This is a genomic window from Novosphingobium sp. IK01, from assembly GCF_033242265.1.
Taxonomy (GTDB): Bacteria; Pseudomonadota; Alphaproteobacteria; order Sphingomonadales; family Sphingomonadaceae; genus Novosphingobium; species Novosphingobium pituita.
The window spans coordinates 2,723,043-2,740,178 of sequence record NZ_BTFW01000001.1; the positions used below are offsets into that span (position 1 = coordinate 2,723,043).

A 17,136-nucleotide genomic window follows, 5' to 3' on the forward strand; every position below is an offset into this window, starting at 1 on the left:
GTGTTCCGGCGCGGGCCTTTTGCCGGGCAGGGACGGTTTGCGCGGGGGCAGGGTGGCAGGAACGCTTGTGTTGTTCTGCCATGCAGCCCTATATCCCGGTCGATGACTGTTGTGCCCTGCGCATGTTGAAGAAGCTCAAATCCCTGTTTTCCGGCTCGCATCCGGCTGCCTCGGCCATTGTGCCCCATATTCCCGAAGGGGAGCGGGTCTATGCCGTGGGGGATATTCACGGACGCCTGGACCTGTTCGAGCAGCTGATCGCGCGGATCGAGGCCGATGATCTCGCGCGGGGGCCGGCGCGGACATGTGTGGTGCTGTTGGGCGACCTGATCGACCGGGGGGAGAACAGCGCGGGCGTGATCGCGCGGGCCCGGAACTGGGCCCGGCAACGCCCCTTGCGCATTCTGGCGGGCAATCACGAGGAGATGTTCCTCGATTCCTTCGACAGCGACGAGGTGTTGCGCCATTTTCTGCGGCATGGCGGGCGCGAGACGCTGCTCAGCTATGGTCTTGATCCGCACGATTATGCACGCATGACCCTTGAGGACCTGCGCGAGGCCATGCCCGTGCTGGTCCCGGCGGAGGATATCGCGTTCGTGCGGGCGATGGAGGATCAGGTGCGCATCGGCGACTATCTTTTCGTCCATGCCGGGATCCGGCCCGGTGTGGCGCTCGAAGCGCAGGCGACCAGCGACTTGCGCTGGATTCGCGGCGAATTTCTCGGCAGCAGCACCCCGCGCGATTTCGCCGTGGTCCATGGCCACACGATCACCCCCGAGGCCGAGATCCTGCCCTTGCGGATCGGCATCGATACCGGGGCCTATGCCTCGGGGCGGTTGACCGCCGTGGGCCTTGAAGGGGCCGGTCGCTGGGTGCTTGGCATATGCGGGGAACCGCGCGAGGATGTGGCCGCCTGAAGGGCGCACGCAGGCTGCCGGACAGGGCCGTTTTGCGGTGGCGAAAAACTTTGCTGCCGTTGCGAGCAAGTCACAATTGAAAGTAAATTTCGGGCTTTCGCGATTTTTTTGTAATTAACCATGCGTTTCATGGTGCTTGCGTGAAGCTATCGTTCCTCGTTCGAAATTGAATGAGACGGTGTGCGAAATTTTGTCATTTCAGTGTCACACAAAAACCGTCAGGCCTTGGTGTCGGCCTTTGCCCGCGCTCCCGCGTGGGCAGGCCGGTTCCTTGCTGGGTCATCGGGAAATCCGGTGGCTGGTGGGGAGGATGCAACCGGTCGCCGGCATCTGCGGCGGCCATCATGATTGCAATGGGGACACCAATGCACCGCTCGACTCTTTACGCCGGCTCTGCGCTGGCGCTGGGAATGGCCCTTGTTGCCACGCCCGCCCTTGCCCAGTCCACCGGCTCGCTCGACTTTGAACAGCAGTCCATCGTCGTGAGCGCCCGCAACGCCAAGTCGGTCAACGGTTTCCAGCTGCCTGATACGCCCAAGGCCAAGCAGGTCCTCGATCAGACGATCATCGCCCACCAGGTTCCCGGCCAGTCGATCAACGACATCATCAACCTGGTCCCCGGCGTCAGCTTCCAGAACAATGACCCGTTCGGTTCGTCGGGCGGCAAGCTGTTCATTCGCGGTTTCGACAACACCCGCATTTCGCAGACCGTCGATGGTATCCCCCTCAACGATACCGGCGGCTATGCGCTCTATTCGAACCAGCAGCTCGACCCCGAGCTGATCGAACAGGTCAACGTGAACCTGGGCACGACCGACGTGGACTCGCCGACGGCTTCGGCTACCGGCTCGACCGTCAACTATCTCTCGCGCACCCCGACCGAGGATTTCCACGCCCGCGTGCTGGCTTCGGCCGGTGAATACAGCTTCATGCGCATCTTCGGCGAAGTCGATACCGGCAACCTGACCGCCGGTGGCCTGCGCGCCTGGCTGGCCGCGTCGAGCGCGACCAACGATGCCGTCTATGGCGGCCTGGGCAAGATCGACAAGAAGCAGTTCAACTTCAAGGTCTACCAGCCGCTGGGCAGCAACGGCGACTTCATCTCGATCGCCGGTCACTACAACAAGAACCGCAACAACGCCTTCGGTTCGTCGCCGCTGTGGACGATGAACAACGGTTCGCGCGTGGTCGGTGCCGGTTCGGGCAACCGCTACCCGCTCTATGGCGACGAGCGCTTCTACCAGACCGCGCGTTGCGTCCTGCCCGCGCCGGTGGCTGGCGTGGCCGACGTGGCGGGCACGTGCGGTTCGGACTACGAATATCGCATCAACCCCTCCGACACCGCCAATATCCGCATGAGCAGCCGCTTCACCCTGGCCGACGGGCTGGTGCTGACGGTTGACCCGTCGATCCAGTGGACGAGCGCCAATGGCGGCACGCTGGCCTATACCGTGAGCGAGCGGACCACGACCATCAACGGCGTGAGCGGGATCACCGGCTACAACGGTTCGACCTACTACTTCGGCAAGGATGTCAACGGCGACGGCGATGCGCTCGACACCGCGCGCCTGATGGCCCCCAGCCAGACCAAGACCGTGCGCCTGGGCCTCAACGCCTCGCTGCGCTATGACATCACCAAGGATCACACGATCCGCATCGCCTATGCCTATGACCGTGGCCGTCACCAGCAGACCGCCGAGTTCGGCCGTCTCTACGACAGCGGCTTTGCCTCCACGCCCTTCCCGGTCGATAGCCCGATCACCGATGTCTATGGCAATGCGGTCGAGCGCCGCAACCGCCTGTCCTATGCGATCCTGCATCAGGTTTCGGGTGAATATCGCGGCCACTTCGGCCCGGTTACGCTCAATGCAGGCCTGCGCGTGCCGTTCCTGAAGCGTAACCTCAACCAGAACTGCTTCACCAATGCGACCGGCGGCTATGCGTGCTTCGCTTCGAGCGATGCCAATGCCGCTTTTGCTGCGGCCAACCCTTATGTCGTGAACCCCACCACCGGGCTTCCCGTCTCGGGCTATGCCGTGCCGCAGCAGCGCGTGTTCACCTATTCGCGCCCGCTGCCCAATGTCGGCGCGACGCTCTCGCTCTCGCGCGCGGCCAGCGTGTTCTTCAACTACTCGAAGAGCATGCAGGTTCCCGGTACGGATAACCTGTACCAGTCGTTCTACTTCCCGGTGGGCAATGCTTCGGCCAAGCCCGATCCGGAAACCACCGACAACTTCGATCTGGGTGTGCGTTATCGCACCGGCAAGATCATGGCCCAGGCTTCGGCCTGGTACACGATTTACCAGAACCGCCTCGCTTCGGCCTATGACCGCGATCTGAACACCACGATCTATCGCAACCTGGGCCGCGTCGACAAGTATGGCTTCGACGGCTCGCTGGCCTATGCGCCGATGAAGGACCTGTCGATCTACGTCTTCGGGTCGTACCTGCACTCGAAGATCCGCGACAACGTCGACGGCGGTTCGTGCACGGCCACCAATGTCACGCTCCAGATGTATGGCTGCACCGCCGCAGGCGGCCAGGCCTTCTACCAGACGGCTGGCAAGCGGGAATCGGGTGCCCCGGTCTACACCTTCGGTGGCCGCGTCGATGGCACGGTCGGGCCGTTCTCGCTGGGCGTTCAGGCCAAGCGCACTGGTCCGCGCTATGTCAACGACCAGAACCTGCCGTTCTACGTGAACCAGGGTGGCCGCGTGCAGATCTTCGGTGCCAAGGCCCCGGCCTATACCACCGTCGATCTCGACGCCAAGCTGGCGCTCTCGAAGATCTCCTCGATGTTCAACGAGCGCACGTTCTTCCAGATGAACGTGACCAACCTGTTCGACGTGACCTACGTGGGCGGCTTCGACGGGACCCTGATCAGCCAGGCGACCAACGGCAACCCGATCACCTATGCCCAGATCAGCCCGCCGCGCACGGTGATCGGCACGATCAGCTTCGGCTTCTGATCGCCTGCGTGACCAGAATCTGATGGCCAATTGCCCCGGCGCACCCTTTCACGGGTGCGCCGGGGTTTTTTATGGAACGCCAAAGGCTCAGTTGTAGACGCAGACGTCGTATTGCCCGCGCACGACGGCCGAGCGCGCGGCGATGGCATTGCCGTGGCGGCGCTGGCGCCCGCTTGCGCCGGTCACTTCGCGGACCTTGGGCTGGGGGAAGGCGGCGGCGATGCGCGCGGCCTCGATCCGCGAGAGATGCGCGGCGCCCTTGTGGTAATAGCGCTGGGCGCCCGCTTCCACGCCATAGGTCCCGATGCCGGTCTCCGCGACATTGAGATAGACTTCCATGATCCGCCGCTTGCCCCAGATCTTTTCGATCAGCACGGTGAACCAGGCTTCGAGGCCTTTGCGGAAATAGCCGCCGCCCTGCCACAGGAAGACGTTCTTGGCGGTCTGCTGGCTGATCGTCGAGCCGCCGCGGATGCGCCCGCCCTGCTGGTTGCGCTCGAAGGCCTGGAGCATGGCCTGCCCGTCAAAGCCGCTGTGCGAGCAGAAGCGCGAATCCTCGCCGGCAATGGCCGCATCGACCATCGAACGGTCGATCCGCGAAAGCGGGGTCCAGTCCTTGGTCACCCCGTTGCCATCCATCAGCATCGTGGCGGTATAGGGCACCGGCACCCACTTGGTGATCACCACCCAGACCAGACTGATCACCACGAAGGCGAGCACGGCCTTGCCCGCCCACCCGATCAGCCGGACGGCGAAAGACCTGTGCGAGGACCGGCTGGTGGAGGAGGGGCGCGTGGGCATCAGCTGCTTGAACATGGCCCTGTTATGCCGCGCCGCAGCGGGCGGATCAATCAGCCCCGATCAGCCCCGGATAAGGGCATCGGCGGCGCGCTGGTCGAAGCTCTGGCGGGCTTCCTCCACTTTGTCGCAATGGGCCTTCGCCCAGATCCAGACCCCGCAGAATGCCTCGCCCAGTGTTTCGCCCAGCGGGGTGAGGGCATAGTCGACATGGGGTGGCACCACCGGGTGGACGGTGCGGGTGACCAGCCCGTCGCGCTCCATGCGCCGCAGGGTCTGGGTCAGCATCTTCTGGCTGATGCCGGGCAGGCGGCGCCCGATGGCGGTGAAGCGCGCGGTGCCGTGTTCCTCAAGGTCTTCGAGCACGAGCATCGTCCACTTGTCGGCCACCGCGCCGATCAGGTCGTTGACGAGGGCGCCGATGCGCGGGTTGGGCGAAGGGTCACTATCCATCGGGTAAGTATGGCACGAAAGGGTGCCTTCTTTCCATCGGGGAGCATGGGGTTCACAAAGGGGGCCTGTTCCCTCTCCCTCCTTTCTTCCCTTCAGGAGCCTTGCGATGAAAACCAGCGGCAACACCATTCTCGTCACCGGCGGTGGCACCGGCATTGGCCGGGCGCTGGCCCATGCCTGGCACGATGCGGGCAATGTCGTGATCGTGACCGGGCGGACCCTGGCCAGTCTGGAGGAAACCGTCGCCGGGCGCGAGGGGCTCCATGCCATGGTCCTCGATGTCACCGATCCGGCGGCCATCGCGGCGTTCGCGGCCCAGGTCGTGGCGCGTTTTCCCGCGCTAAACGTGCTGGTCAACAATGCCGGGATCATGCGCTATGAAGAGATCGGCACGGCGCGCGATCTGGGCGATGCGCAGGCGATGATCACCACCAACCTGCTTGGCCCGATCCGCATGACCGACGCCCTCGTCGATCATCTGGCAGGACAGGCCGATGCGGCGATCGTCAATGTTTCGTCGGGGCTGGCCTTCGTGCCGCTGGTGATCGCGCCGACCTACAATGCCACCAAGGCGGCGCTCCATTCCTATACCCAGTCCTTGCGCGTCGCGCTGGCGGGCAAGGTGGAGGTGATCGAACTGGCGCCCCCCGGCGTGCAGACCGACATCACACCGGGGCAGGCCACGCGCGAGGGCTATCTGCCGCTGGCCACCTATATCGCCCAGACGATGGACCTGTTCGCGCAAGTGCCCACGCCTGCCGAAGTCTGCGTGCCCAACACCCTGTTCCTGCGCAATGCCGAGCGCGAGGGGCGTTATGAGCAGACCTTTGCCATGCTCAATCGACTTTGAGGCAATCGACTTTGAGGCAATCGGCTTTGAGGATTGGGTTTTCCCGCCTTGCCCGCTATTTGTGAGGGCAAGGCAAGACCCGCCATCCATGGAGCCCCTGACGTGACCCAGTTCCTGCACACCATGATCCGCGTGACCGATCCCGATGCGACGGTCGCTTTCTTCAACCTGCTCGGGCTGGAGGAAACCCGCCGCTTTTCGAGCGAACAGGGCCGCTTCACGCTGATCTATCTGGCCGCGCCCGGCCAGGATTGCGAAGTGGAGCTGACCTGGAACTGGCCCGCGCAGGACGGCAGCGCCGAAACCTATACCGGCGGGCGCAACTTCGGCCATCTGGCGTTCGGGGTCGAGAATATCTACGCCACCTGCCAGACGCTGGCCGATGCCGGGGTGGTGATCAACCGTCCCCCGCGCGACGGCCACATGGCCTTCGTCAAGACGCCCGACGGCATCTCGATCGAGCTGCTGCAAAAGGGCACCCACCTCGCACCGGCCGAACCCTGGGCCTCGATGCCCAACACCGGCAGCTGGTAAGAACGCGATTGCCATGCGCCCCCGGTGCCGCACAGGTGCCGGGGGCGCATGGCCTTCAGCCCCTTCAACAGACCACGGCCACGCTGTCGGGCACGGCGCGGGCCAGATGGGCGAGCGCGCGGCTGCGCGCGAGCGTGCGGCGCTGGTCGTCGAGGATCGGCCCGCCGATGGCCATGAGCGCCACCAGCAAGGTCGCGGTATCGTCGGCCAGCCAGCCGCGCCCGAGCGCGAAGGCGATCAGCGGCGGCAGGGCCTGATGCAGGGCCGTGGTCAGTTGCGTGCGCAACGGGGACGCCGGAATGCGCAGCGGGCCGGAAACGGGCGTAGTATTGGTCATGGCATCGGTCATGGCAAAGTTCCTTGAAACGGGACGCGTGCCGGACGGGACGGCGTGCTTCAGCGCACGAACGTTGCCACGCCCCATGCCACCAGCCCGGACAGCAGGCTGCCCAGCGCCACCAGCACGACCCAGGCCCCGCGCCGCTCGTTTTCGCGCGTCTCGATCGTGGCGAGGCGGCTGTCGATCCTTTCGAGCGTGGCGACCATCTGGGCGAGGCGGTGTTCCATGGCGTCGAGGCGTCCTTCCATGCGGCCGATGTCCCGGTGGAGGTCGGAATGGGTGGGCGCGGTCATGCCCCACCGCCTGCGAAAGCGTCTCCGGCGAGCGGTGTTTCTGCCTGTGCCGTTACGGCCGGATCGGGCTGGCCACAGACGCGGCAGACGACCGGGCTGGCCGGATCATCGCGGTCGCGCGGGCCGGGATTGTGCGGCTCGGGCCGGGGCCAGGGGCCCCGCAGGCGCAAGGCCGTCCCGCATGAAGGACAGCCCAGGCACAGGGGCGCCGCATCGCGGTCGGTCAGCGTGGTCGCGCCGCACTGGCAGGTGAGGGCCGGATAGTCGGAGGGCGTCGGGGCAGCATCGGTCATCGGATCACTCCCAGATCCAGGCGTTGAGGGCCTTGGCGAAGCGCACCTGCACGGTCTGTCCGGCGGCGAGCGCAGTGGGCGCGGTGCCATAGACCGTGGGGGTGCCGGTGGTGGCATTGGTGATCGTGAGCGCGGTAACGCCTGCGCGGCTGGTCACGCGGAACACCGCCTCGTCCGCCGGATCGACCGGCAGGGCGAGGGTGAGGCTGGCGAGCGCGGCGGTGTGGTTGAGGTAGGTTGCCGGAACCATCGCGCCGAGCGTCACCGTGCTGCCGTTGGCGGGCACGAGGGTCTGCCGGTCGAGCGAGAGGCCGGTCGGGGCGATATTGTCACGCCAGAGGGTCGCGCAAGTCCCCGCCGGACTGACATCGGCAGCAGAGGGCACGACATTGCCGGTGATCCGCGCCACTGCGTCATAGGCCGGGTGGGTGTTCTCGGACGAATGGTTGATGCCGAGCGCCACGCTCGCGCCCGAGCCGACGAGGATCCGGTTGCGCTCGATCGAGGTGAGGATTGCCGCCGGGGTATAGGCGCTGACCGTTGCGTTGATCGCCGCGCTGCCCGCCGGAACCCAGGCCAGCGCGGAAGCCAGCACGATCTGGTTGTCGCTCACGCTGCCGCGCGTGCGGTGGCCCTGCATGTCGATCAGCGCATAGTTGCCGCGCGGGGGCACGGTGGCGCTCTTGAACATCAGGCGGTTGTTCTCGACAATCTTGGTTCCGCCCAGGCCGTAGGTCAGGTGGATCACGCAATTGGTGAGCATGTTGCCCGAGACCACGACGAGGTCGGTCGGCCCGTCGCCGGTCCGGCCGATCAATCCGTCGCGCGCGGTCACGGCATTGCCCGAGAATTCGACCACTTCCTGAACAGAAGAGGCCAGCGTCGTCGAATTGCCGGCGATGGCCTGAAAATAGGTGCGCCCCTGCTGATAGCGCAGATAGCCGCCCGCAAGGGCCGCGTTCCAGGCCAGCGGCACGATGAATTCGTTCGCCGAGACACGCGTGACGGTAAGCGGCGTGGGGGTGATCTCGGTGATCAGCACCTGCTGGCCGGTCTGGATGTCGAGGTCGCCCGAAACGGTGACCTTGGTGGTCCCGTTGCCCGCGTCGGCATAGCCGGTGATCGGCGCGCTCTGCATGTAAGTGGTCGCGCCCGCGCGTGCGGCGGTCGAGGCGCCTTCGAGCGTGCATTCGATGGTGTTGGCGCGAAAGGCGATGTTCAGCGCCGCATAGAACACCGAGCAGGCGAAATTGCCGAAATGGCGGATCGTGTTGCCGATCGCCAGGCAATTGCTGCACCCTTCGAAGTCGAGCGCGGTGTCGGTAGCATATTCGAGCGTGTTGTTGGCGACGATCACGCTTTCGCCGTTGTTGCCGTAGATGCCGCCGTTGTTCCACGAGCAATAGTTGCCGGTGATACGGAAATGGGCAAAGCGGCGCAGGAACTGCACGGCCCCCCCTTGCGCGAAACCGGCCGCGCCACCCCACCACGAGATATTGCTGTAGCCCAGCACGTTGTCGCTGATCTCGCCATAGCGCGCCCAGTTGATGCGCACGCCGCCGCTGCCATAGACGGTGTTCCAGCTGCGGTTGCGGCGCACATAGATGTGCTCGTTGAGGTCGTTGATGTCGGTGGCGGAAAACCCGGCGAGCACGGCCGGATCGACCGTGGTCGAGCCGGTGGTGCGGTCGTAGGTCTTGTTTTCTTCTGCCTCCATGGCCACGAACAGCAACCCGCAGTCCTGAAACTCGCAGTCCTCGACGGTCAGCCCGCGCACGTTGATCGCCCGCACGGCATAGGCGCTCGCGTTGCCGATGCTCGTGCCGGTGTACTGGAAATAGATCCGCGCCACGCGCAAGTTGGTGGCAAACGTGGTGAACATCGCCGCGCCGGTCATCCCCTGCGCCGGGCGGATCGAGATCGCGCGCGTGCCGCTGTAGAGGATGCGCGTGCCCGCATTGGCCCCGCTGATCGCCTGGTTGGCCAGCACCGGCACGATCGCGCCCGCGCCGATGTTGAACGCGCCCGCGCCCAGCATCACGTTGTAGCCGGTGTTCACCGCGCGCTGGATCTGCGCCAGGCAATTGGTCACCCCGTCGCCCACCGCGCCGAACTGCTCGGCCCAGACCGTGCGCCCTTCGGGCACGGCATAGAGCTTGACCCCGCCCGCGGTGGTCAGGTGCTGGTCGGCGGCCAGGGGCGCTGCCTCCAGATAGGCATAGGGCCCCGCGCGCCACATCGTGCCCGCCCCGCGCGCGGGCAGGGGCGAGGCCAGCAGCGCGGCCACGCTGGGCAGGGTCGTGCGGTCGAGATGCTGCTGGAGCGTGCCCCCGCCGCTCGTGCCGACCAGCGTGGCGCCCTTGTTGGCGTCGACCGAGGCGACATCGGCGCGCAACTGGGCATCGGTGGTCACCGCGTCGGCCAGGCTGGGCGTGCCGTCGATGCTCGAAAACGACAGGAACTTGCCCCGCCGCCGCGAGGCGGACGGCAGCGTGCCCGCGCTTTCGCCCAGCGGCATGCGCATGCAGCGGTTGAGATCGCGCGAGAGCGCCTGATCGCGCAGCGCCGCGCGATCGTTGGCGAGGTTGACGGGCGCTGCCAGCCAGGCCGAGCCGTTCTCGAAGGCGGTCGTCTGGGTGAAATCGGGATCGAGCCAGACCACCAGACTGCCCGGGCCGGGGGCGACCGGAAAGGTGACGGTGCCGCCGCCCCCTTCGTAAAGCTCGACCGAATAGCCCCCGATGATCGGCTGGTCGTTGAGCAGCACGGCGACATCGCCCGCCGTCTGGGCGGTGAAGGTGAAGGGAAACGATTGCGTCACGCCATTGGCGCTGAACGGCCCGTCATAGGCATTGGTGGTGCTCACGGCCATGGGGTCGAGGTTCCTTTGAAAGACGGGAAGGGGAAGACGCGCGCGCGTTCAGCCGATCCGGCTGCGCAGCGCGCGATACTGGCGCACGCCCGAAAGGACCGACTGGCCCATGTCGACCACCCCGTTCCACAAGGCGGTCTGGCCTTGCGTGGCGGCCATGCTGGCGCGGCCCATGGCCTGCGCTGCGGCGGCATCGTTTTGGCGCAGGGCGCTGGCCCCTTGCGCGGCGATGTCCTGCGCGCGGGCCGTGCCGGTCAGGCGGGTGCTGTCGATGGCCTCGCGCGCGGTGCCGAAATCGACGCTGACCCCGCCGGCGGCGGCGGCCACGCGCTGGCGCCCCTCGGTGGCGGCCATCGCGCGATACTGGTCGGCCAGCGCGCGGGCGGTTTCGTCCTGCGCATCGCGGGCGGCGGCGCGTTCCTGCTCGGCCTGTTGCAGCGCGGCTTCGCGCTGGGCCTGCGCCTGATGCATGGCGCTGATCGTGCCGATGCCGGTGCGCGCGACGGCGAGCCCGGCGGCGAGGAGGGGAAGCGCGGGGCCGCACATCAGGCCTTCTCCTGCATGGAAGGGAGGCGGACGCGCTCGAACGGACGGAAGGCCAGGCCTCCCACAAGGATGGTGTGCTGGTTCACGGTGAATCCCCATTTTTGCAGCAGGCGGATCGCCGGTGCGTTGTCGGCGGAGACTAGGTTGGCGAGGGTCGGGCTTGAATCGTGCATCGTGGAGAGAACCTGCGGCCCGATGGCCAGCAGCGCGCGCGGGTGCCGCCAGACTTCGTCGGTGCCCAGAAACCAGGGCACGCCCCGGCCCGTCAGCGCCGATTCGATCACCAGCCCGAACATCGCGTGAGGGCGCCCTTCGACCAGCGCGGTCCAGGCCTGGGTCGAGGCGGCGAGGGCATGGCGCAGGCTTCCGCGCGGATCGCGGCCCATCATCGCGGCGCATTCGCGCCGGTCGACCGCGCGCATGTGCCGCGCCAGAAACCCGATGTGGCGCGCGCGCGCAGGCACGATTTCAAGGGGCAGATTGATCCGCCGGTTCACCCGCCGACCACCGCGTCGAGCGCGATCCCCAGCAGGGTGAAGGGCAGCGGTGCGCTCTGGCGCAGCCACAACGTGCATTCATCGCCCGCGCGGTTGCCGACGGAGACCGGATAGTCGCCGTTCATCAGCGCGTCGGGCGTGCTCCAGGCCTCGCCCTTGCGGGCCTTGAGCGGGAACAGGGCATTGGCATCGATGCCGACCTCGATCTGGCGGGTATCGGCCAGCGTCAGGATCGCCTGCGCGACCTGTTGCCGACGCCCCAGTGTGGTGCCCCCTTGCGTGGTCAGCCGCACCGGCAGGGTCTCGATATCGACCGTGTAGGGAATGCCGAAGGTCGCCTGCGTGGCCCCGTCCATGTGCGGGGGCAGGACAAGCGTGCCTTGCGACACGCTCAGCCCCATGACCGCCACGCCATCGACGAGGCCGGCCACATCGCTGCGCCCTTCGAGATGCCAGAGCCCGGAAAAGCTGGTGCGGGGCGTGTCGAACGTGCCCGAGACCGCGCAATCGAGGAAGCATGTCTGGCGGATGTCGCTCCAGTCATGGCTGGCCATGCGCTCGACAAAGCGCCGCGCGACGCCCTCCACCATCCGCTCGACGACGAGGTAGACGCGGTCCTCCCCGCCCTCGGGAATGGCGCAGAGCGAGAGGACTTTCCCGTCCGTCTCGCACAAGGTCCAGCCCCAGACGTTCTGCTCCTGCTCCCAGGTCAGGCACAGCAGCGCGCCATCCTCGCGCGCGGCCCAGATCAGGCTGCGCGGCTCCTGGGCATAGCACCACGAAACGATGCCCATCCTCTCGAAGAAGTGCGGCGAGAAGATCGACACGTCGTTCGATTTCAGCCCGTCGATGGTGAAATCATAGCCGATCGTGCGCACGCTATGGCCCACGCCCGGCTGGTAGAACACGACATTGTCGACGACGAGCGGCGGCAGGCGCGACGATCCGCGCCCGATCTGGCGCCGCGCGGCGGGCGCGCGCGTGGCGTCGAGCACCCCGCCCGACCCATCGCCATCGATGCGGAACACGCTGTCGGAGGTCAGCGCGAGCAGGCTGGTCGTGGCGACGAGCTGGTTGACCGAATTGACCCGCCCGGCCTGAATCGCAAAGGCCATCGAATCGTCGGCGCGCAGCGGGCGCGAGCGGTCCATGTTTTCAAGCTGGCCGCTGCGCGTGGTCCAGATGCCGTGGGGCACATTGCGCGTGCGCGCCCAGACCGCGCGCTGCTCGAACAGCGCGACGGTCGAGGGATAGTCGCCCGGCCCGGCAAACGGATTGCTGGCGCGCGGCGGGGCACGGTCGAGCGCGGGGGTGATGTTGTCGTCGCGCAAGCTGGTTGCCTGCGTCGTGCCGATATAGCCGAAGAACTGCGAGTTGTCGGCCTTGTAGACGGTGTAGCGGCTGGCCCCGGCCACCGGGCTCCAGCTCACCGTGTTGAAGTTGCGCTTGAGCGAGAGATCGTTGGTGACGGTGGCCTCTGTGCTGGCGCGGCTTTCCATGCCGGTGTCGTCGTTTACCGCGCACACGCAATAGCTGGCGAGCTGCGGAAAATAGGCCGCGCCCTGGTTGGCGCTGTCGGTGTTGGCGACCGTCGCGCTCGCGGTGCAGGTGGCAGGCGCGGCCAGCGTCGGGGCAAAATCGACAGCGTGGAACGACCAGTCGGTGTGCGAGGCGCGCACCAGTTTGGTCGGGGGATGGTCGATATGCGCCAGATAGAGCGTATCAGCGGTCTGTTCGAAATCGAGATCGGCCAGTTCCACCCCGTTGAAGGGCGATCCGATGCGGGTGATGCGTGCGCCGCCCATCAGTTGAGTTCTCCTCTCCCGAAGCGGCCCGAGCCGCCATAATAGATCACCGGCGGGGTGGGCGCGGCGGTGACCGGGGGCACGCTGGGCGGGGGCGCGGCGACGGGCGGTGCGGTGCGCGTGGATCCACCCGCGCAGGCCGTGAAGGGGGCAAGGTCGCGCGTATCGGCGGCGATGCGCAGATGGTTTGCGTCGACCACCGCGCGCACCGGCCAGGCCCGACCGTTGAGCAGCGCGCCGATTTCGCCTTCGCAGCCCGTCACATAGAGCAAGTCGCCGACAGCCAGTCCGTGCCAGTCCATCGCGACGAGGGCCTGTTCCTCGTTGCTGATCGCGGTGATCGCCAGTTCCTCTTCGAGAAGGCGTCCGCCCATCGCGCAAGGGCTGAGATACCCTTGCCCCATTTCGAGGGCATACGTCTGGTCGAGCGAGAACTGGAACGGCACGAGCCGCACCGGCTGGCTGGCATCGAGCACTTCGGCGACCAGTTGCGTGCCGGGGCGCTTGGAAAGCCCGCCATATTTCAGCACGATCACATTGCGCGCGCGGCGCAGCGCGGTGCCCCAGGCATCGACATCGAAGCGCCCGTAAAGCTGGGGCCCCAGTTCACCCCGGCAGAAATTGGCCTGGGCCGTGCGAAAGCCGCTCATGCCCACTCTCCCGGAAACGAGACCCCCGCGCGCGCCATTTCCGCCTCGCTGACAAAGCGCGCGGGCCGGGCCGAAGGCTTGTTGGCCTCGGCGGCAATGGCGCGCTGGCGGGCGAGTTCGGCGGCCTGCGACAGGCTCTGCGCGGCGCTGGCGTCCTTCTTCACCGGGATCGCCAGCCGCGCGGCCAGTTCCAGCTCGAACGCGCGCGCCACCAGCGGCGGCAGCTCCGCCGCGCCCAGATTGCCGCGCACATAGACAAGGGCAGCCGTCTCCACATTGGTATAGAGCCGCCCGCCCTCGCACAGGAAGGCGAGGGGCAGCGCATCCTGCACGGGAAACGGAAAAGGCCCGCCCAGCGGCAGGCTGGCCGCATCGGCCTCCACTGCGCGCACCGCAATGGGCCGGGCCATGGCCGTGGGCAGGGCATAGGCAAAAAGCCATTCGGCAGGCCGGTCGTTGGCCACTTGCGCCAGCACGACCCGCGCGCGGGCAAAGGGCCAGTCCGCCCAGTCAGCCAGCTCGGCCAGCAGGGACGGGGCAAACCGTGCCGCCTCGCGCGCCTCGATCGAGCCTTCGGCCAGATCGGCGATCTGCCCGGCCGCAATCAGCGCCAGCGCACGGTTACAGATATCGATGAGCTGAGCCATGGCAGACTCCCTGAGACAATCTCCGATCCTCCCCGCAAGGCGGGGAGGTGGCAGGCCGCAGGCCTGACGGAGGGGAAGGGGAAAAAGGGAAAGGGGAAATCGAAGGGGCCAAAGGCCCCTTCACCCCATTATCTTGGGCCGCGCTGTGTTGGTGGCCAAGCTGGGCCTGCCAGCAAGCACCAGCTCCCGGGGGTCCGGGGGCGATGGCCCCCGGGTTTCCTCTTTCTTTTCTACAGATTGGTCTGGCGGCTGGCGACCACCGCTGCGCTGATCTGCCCCGCCGTCGCCGCCGATCCGGCAACGGTGTAATAGAGCCGCAGGTAGCGCGCATTGGTGCCTTCGGGAATCTCGCCGGGCACCTTGAACTGATAGCCGGCAACGAGGCTGGCCAGCGGAACGGCCGCGCCGCTCGCGATGGTCGTCCAGGTGGCGTTGTCGGGCGAGGTCTGGACCGCGACGGTCAGGCTGGTGAGGGTGGCGAACGTCTGGCGCACGCTGACGGCAAGGTCGATGTCGCGGCCCCGGCCAATGTCGCGCCCGAGGGTGGCGTTCGCGCCAAACGGCGTGCCGGTCGGCCCCAGATCGATCACGTTGGCCGAGGCCGCCGAGGCGGTGATGCCTTGTGCGTCGCTGAGCACGAGGGAAGTGTCGAGGATCATGCACATGTCCTTCGCAAAAGGGGAAAAAAAGGGGCGCCGCCCGCAAAGGGGGGAACGGGCAGCGCCCAGCCGGGGGGAACCGGTGTGGTTTACGAAACGAGCGCTTCGGTGGAGATCAGCGCGTCGGTCTCGCGGATCGGGATGCCGCGCCAGGTCATGACTTCCTCGCCCTGGATTTCCATGGGCGTCAGGCGCACGAAGTTGTCCACGCCCGAACGGCCATTGTTGGTCTCGGCGTCGAGGGCTTCGAGCATCATGCGGTTCATGTAGATCACGGTGCGGCCGGGGCTGACCTGCCCTTCGCGCTCCATGTGATAGGCGCGGCGGCCCTGAAGCTTGTAGTAGAGCTTGCGCAGCAGCGGGTTGAGCGCGACCGTCCCGGCCACCACGTCGGTCGTGTCGATATTGGCGATGCGTCCGTTGAAGCGCCAGTCCTTGACGCACAGGCCAAGGTGCTGGGTGAACTTCTCTTCCTTGACGTAGTAGGGGTTGCCATTGGCATCGAGCACGCGCTGGCGCCCCATGTCCTCGCGCTGGACCCCGGCGGGCACGGCATCGGGCACGATCACGCTGGTCTGCATGTCGCCATGGGTGACGAACCAGATCGAGGTGTTGTCGCTGCCCGTGCCGCCGCCGTTCACCACATTGGCGTTCGACAGGGCGTTGTAGCGCGGCGCGAGGCCGTGGAACTGCTTGCCGTTGACCTTGACGTCGGAATACCAGATCGCGCTGTCGACCGTCTGGGCGATGGATTCGAGGAAGCCCTGACCTTCGACCAGGCGCAGCTTGGCAGCTTCCGCGGGCTTGAGGTTGAGCAGGCGTTCATCGACCGAGGACAGCCCCTCGACAAAGCCGGTGGTGTCCTTGACCTCGGTATAGTTGCCCTTGGACTGGGCGATGCCCTGATAGAGCGCCCCCCACGAGACCGAGGGCAGCCCGGTGCGGATGGTCGAGCGATGTTCGGTGCCGCTGTTGCACGCCACGACATTGGCGTCCTTCATGAACGGGGTGAGCTGGGTGAGCGCCTCCACCACGTCGCCCAGGCCGTCGCCACCGGTCTTGAGCACGTCGATCAGGTTCCAGTAACTTGCGCCGAGAATGGCCATGAAGCGATCTCCTTACTGCGTGTCTTGGGGATAGAGGCGTTCCCACACCGGGCGTTGCGAGGCCGAACCGGCATGCGAGCGGGCAAAACCGCTGTCTTCGCCCAGCACCTGACCCAGACGGCGGAACGCCCGGATCATGTCGGGGTGGTTGCCAAAGCCGCTGTCGGCCAGGGCCTGGCGAAACGGATGGTCGGGCGTGAAGCCCAGCGCATCGAGACCGCGCGCGGCCAGATGTTCGCTCTGGGCGCGATGGGGCCCGCCGATTTCGGGATCGGCGGCGAATTCCTCGGCCCAGGCGCGCTTCTGCGCGGCGGCGGCGTCCTGAAACTGGGCGAGCAGGGCTTCCTGCGTGCGCGCCATGACGCCTTGCGCCAGCGGCAGCAGCTTGCCCGCCTGCTCGTTCGACAGGCCCAGTTCGCGCAGGACCGGATCGGCGTCCTGCATCAGCCCGGCATCGAGGGTCATCCCTTCGAGCGCGAGCGCATAGTGTTCGGGAACGCCGGAAGCCGGAGCGGAAGGGACCGGATCGGCAAGAGCCGGATCAGCGGACGCGGGATTGCTCGCGGGAACCGGATCGGTTGGATTCGTCGCCGGGAAGCTCGTCGTAACGGGCGGTGTCGGGGCCGGAAGAGGTGGTGCCGGAAGAGGCGGTGCGGGGTCGCTCAAGGGCAGTGTCCTTGCTGGGAAGGGCGGCGCAAAGCGCGGCGGAAAGGGTGAACAGGCCGGTGGGGTCGAGGGCGCGCAGGGCCTCGTCCTGTCCGCGATGGATCATCGCGATCAGCTCGAAACCAAGGCTGCGGCGCCCTTCGAGGAAGCTCAGGTCGCGGCCACCCTGTCCGCCGACAGGAGCGTGATGCCCGAGGATTCCCGCCGCTTGAATCGCCGCGTGCAGGAAGCGGCGGAACGC

At 66.7% G+C, this 17,136-nt stretch carries 18 protein-coding genes; 4 read left to right on the forward strand and 14 right to left on the reverse strand.

Translation table 11 applies throughout. From position 1 onward, the window contains the following. The first annotated feature begins 80 nt into the window (after positions 1 to 80). Both SBI20_RS12485 and SBI20_RS12490 read left to right on the forward strand, forming a co-directional pair. Positions 81 to 917 carry a metallophosphoesterase gene (locus SBI20_RS12485; RefSeq protein WP_317975327.1) on the forward strand — a complete coding sequence of 279 codons (837 nt, stop codon included), beginning with the start codon at positions 81 to 83 and terminating at the stop codon, positions 915 to 917. Between the two features lie 365 nt (positions 918 to 1,282). After that, a complete protein-coding gene (locus SBI20_RS12490; RefSeq protein WP_317975328.1) occupies positions 1,283 to 3,886 on the forward strand; it encodes a TonB-dependent receptor in 2,604 nt (867 codons plus the stop codon). A gap of 87 nt (positions 3,887 to 3,973) precedes the next feature. Here SBI20_RS12490 and mtgA read toward each other — a convergent pair whose 3' ends face one another. Together mtgA and SBI20_RS12500 are read right to left on the reverse strand one after the other, a co-directional pair. Further along, positions 3,974 to 4,702 carry a monofunctional biosynthetic peptidoglycan transglycosylase gene (mtgA, locus tag SBI20_RS12495; RefSeq protein WP_411911525.1) on the reverse strand — a complete coding sequence of 243 codons (729 nt, stop codon included), beginning with the start codon at positions 4,700 to 4,702 and terminating at the stop codon, positions 3,974 to 3,976. A gap of 45 nt (positions 4,703 to 4,747) precedes the next feature. Then, entirely contained in the window at positions 4,748 to 5,137 is a 390-nt protein-coding gene (locus SBI20_RS12500; RefSeq protein ID WP_317975329.1) for a winged helix-turn-helix transcriptional regulator, read from the reverse strand. A 106-nt stretch (positions 5,138 to 5,243) separates the two neighbouring features. Between SBI20_RS12500 and SBI20_RS12505 the strand changes: the two genes are divergently transcribed. Beyond that, a complete protein-coding gene (locus SBI20_RS12505; protein ID WP_317975330.1) occupies positions 5,244 to 5,987 on the forward strand; it encodes an SDR family oxidoreductase in 744 nt (247 codons plus the stop codon). A gap of 102 nt (positions 5,988 to 6,089) precedes the next feature. Then, on the forward strand, positions 6,090 to 6,521 hold the full coding sequence (locus SBI20_RS12510) for a VOC family protein (RefSeq protein WP_317975331.1): 432 nt from the start codon (positions 6,090 to 6,092) through the stop codon (positions 6,519 to 6,521). 64 nt (positions 6,522 to 6,585) lie between these two features. Here SBI20_RS12510 and SBI20_RS12515 read toward each other — a convergent pair whose 3' ends face one another. The 12 genes from SBI20_RS12515 to SBI20_RS12570 all read right to left on the reverse strand — a co-directional run bounded on the left by SBI20_RS12515 (position 6,586) and on the right by SBI20_RS12570 (position 16,895). Next, entirely contained in the window at positions 6,586 to 6,870 is a 285-nt protein-coding gene (locus tag SBI20_RS12515) for a hypothetical protein (protein ID WP_317975332.1), read from the reverse strand. A gap of 47 nt (positions 6,871 to 6,917) precedes the next feature. Beyond that, entirely contained in the window at positions 6,918 to 7,154 is a 237-nt protein-coding gene (locus SBI20_RS12520) for a hypothetical protein (protein WP_317975333.1), read from the reverse strand. Beyond that, positions 7,151 to 7,447 (reverse strand): hypothetical protein, encoded by a 297-nt coding sequence (locus SBI20_RS12525; protein WP_317975334.1) that lies wholly within the window; start codon positions 7,445 to 7,447, stop codon positions 7,151 to 7,153. Before SBI20_RS12525 ends, SBI20_RS12520 begins: the two co-directional genes overlap by 4 nt. Before the next feature lie 4 nt (positions 7,448 to 7,451). Continuing rightward, positions 7,452 to 10,319, reverse strand: a complete 2,868-nt coding sequence (locus SBI20_RS12530) for a right-handed parallel beta-helix repeat-containing protein (protein ID WP_317975335.1) — start codon at positions 10,317 to 10,319, stop codon at positions 7,452 to 7,454. A 48-nt stretch (positions 10,320 to 10,367) separates the two neighbouring features. Beyond that, on the reverse strand, positions 10,368 to 10,865 hold the full coding sequence (locus SBI20_RS12535) for a hypothetical protein (protein WP_317975336.1): 498 nt from the start codon (positions 10,863 to 10,865) through the stop codon (positions 10,368 to 10,370). Next, positions 10,865 to 11,362 (reverse strand): hypothetical protein, encoded by a 498-nt coding sequence (locus SBI20_RS12540; RefSeq protein ID WP_317975337.1) that lies wholly within the window; start codon positions 11,360 to 11,362, stop codon positions 10,865 to 10,867. Before SBI20_RS12540 ends, SBI20_RS12535 begins: the two co-directional genes overlap by 1 nt. Next, a complete protein-coding gene (locus tag SBI20_RS12545; protein WP_317975338.1) occupies positions 11,359 to 13,167 on the reverse strand; it encodes a phage tail protein in 1,809 nt (602 codons plus the stop codon). The genes SBI20_RS12540 and SBI20_RS12545 overlap by 4 nt, the downstream gene beginning before the upstream one ends. After that, a complete protein-coding gene (locus SBI20_RS12550; protein WP_317975339.1) occupies positions 13,167 to 13,817 on the reverse strand; it encodes a hypothetical protein in 651 nt (216 codons plus the stop codon). Before SBI20_RS12550 ends, SBI20_RS12545 begins: the two co-directional genes overlap by 1 nt. After that, complete coding sequence (locus SBI20_RS12555) at positions 13,814 to 14,464, reverse strand: hypothetical protein (protein ID WP_317975340.1); 651 nt, start codon at positions 14,462 to 14,464, stop codon at positions 13,814 to 13,816. The genes SBI20_RS12550 and SBI20_RS12555 overlap by 4 nt, the downstream gene beginning before the upstream one ends. 230 nt (positions 14,465 to 14,694) lie before the next feature. Next, positions 14,695 to 15,123 carry a Bbp16 family capsid cement protein gene (locus SBI20_RS12560; RefSeq protein ID WP_317975341.1) on the reverse strand — a complete coding sequence of 143 codons (429 nt, stop codon included), beginning with the start codon at positions 15,121 to 15,123 and terminating at the stop codon, positions 14,695 to 14,697. Positions 15,124 to 15,212: 89 nt separating this feature from the next. Next, entirely contained in the window at positions 15,213 to 16,229 is a 1,017-nt protein-coding gene (locus SBI20_RS12565; RefSeq protein WP_317975342.1) for a major capsid protein, read from the reverse strand. Positions 16,230 to 16,241: 12 nt separating this feature from the next. Beyond that, the gene (locus tag SBI20_RS12570; protein WP_317975343.1) at positions 16,242 to 16,895 is read right to left on the reverse strand and encodes a hypothetical protein; all 654 of its coding nucleotides are present in this window, start codon (positions 16,893 to 16,895) and stop codon (positions 16,242 to 16,244) included. Positions 16,896 to 17,136: the final 241 nt, after the last annotated feature.

Excerpts from the sequence above, each read along its gene's own strand:
- SBI20_RS12485 (WP_317975327.1), top strand. The coding sequence starts at position 81 with ATGCAGCCCTATATCCCGGTCGATGACTGTTGTGCCCTGCGCATGTTG.
- SBI20_RS12490 (WP_317975328.1), top strand. The coding sequence starts at position 1,283 with ATGCACCGCTCGACTCTTTACGCCGGCTCTGCGCTGGCGCTGGGAATG.
- mtgA (WP_411911525.1), bottom strand. The coding sequence starts at position 4,702 with ATGTTCAAGCAGCTGATGCCCACGCGCCCCTCCTCCACCAGCCGGTCC.
- SBI20_RS12500 (WP_317975329.1), bottom strand. The coding sequence starts at position 5,137 with ATGGATAGTGACCCTTCGCCCAACCCGCGCATCGGCGCCCTCGTCAAC.
- SBI20_RS12505 (WP_317975330.1), top strand. The coding sequence starts at position 5,244 with ATGAAAACCAGCGGCAACACCATTCTCGTCACCGGCGGTGGCACCGGC.
- SBI20_RS12515 (WP_317975332.1), bottom strand. The coding sequence starts at position 6,870 with ATGACCGATGCCATGACCAATACTACGCCCGTTTCCGGCCCGCTGCGC.
- SBI20_RS12520 (WP_317975333.1), bottom strand. The coding sequence starts at position 7,154 with ATGACCGCGCCCACCCATTCCGACCTCCACCGGGACATCGGCCGCATG.
- SBI20_RS12525 (WP_317975334.1), bottom strand. The coding sequence starts at position 7,447 with ATGACCGATGCTGCCCCGACGCCCTCCGACTATCCGGCCCTCACCTGC.
- SBI20_RS12530 (WP_317975335.1), bottom strand. The coding sequence starts at position 10,319 with ATGGCCGTGAGCACCACCAATGCCTATGACGGGCCGTTCAGCGCCAAT.
- SBI20_RS12535 (WP_317975336.1), bottom strand. The coding sequence starts at position 10,865 with ATGTGCGGCCCCGCGCTTCCCCTCCTCGCCGCCGGGCTCGCCGTCGCG.
- SBI20_RS12545 (WP_317975338.1), bottom strand. The coding sequence starts at position 13,167 with ATGGGCGGCGCACGCATCACCCGCATCGGATCGCCCTTCAACGGGGTG.
- SBI20_RS12550 (WP_317975339.1), bottom strand. The coding sequence starts at position 13,817 with ATGAGCGGCTTTCGCACGGCCCAGGCCAATTTCTGCCGGGGTGAACTG.
- SBI20_RS12555 (WP_317975340.1), bottom strand. The coding sequence starts at position 14,464 with ATGGCTCAGCTCATCGATATCTGTAACCGTGCGCTGGCGCTGATTGCG.
- SBI20_RS12560 (WP_317975341.1), bottom strand. The coding sequence starts at position 15,123 with ATGATCCTCGACACTTCCCTCGTGCTCAGCGACGCACAAGGCATCACC.
- SBI20_RS12565 (WP_317975342.1), bottom strand. The coding sequence starts at position 16,229 with ATGGCCATTCTCGGCGCAAGTTACTGGAACCTGATCGACGTGCTCAAG.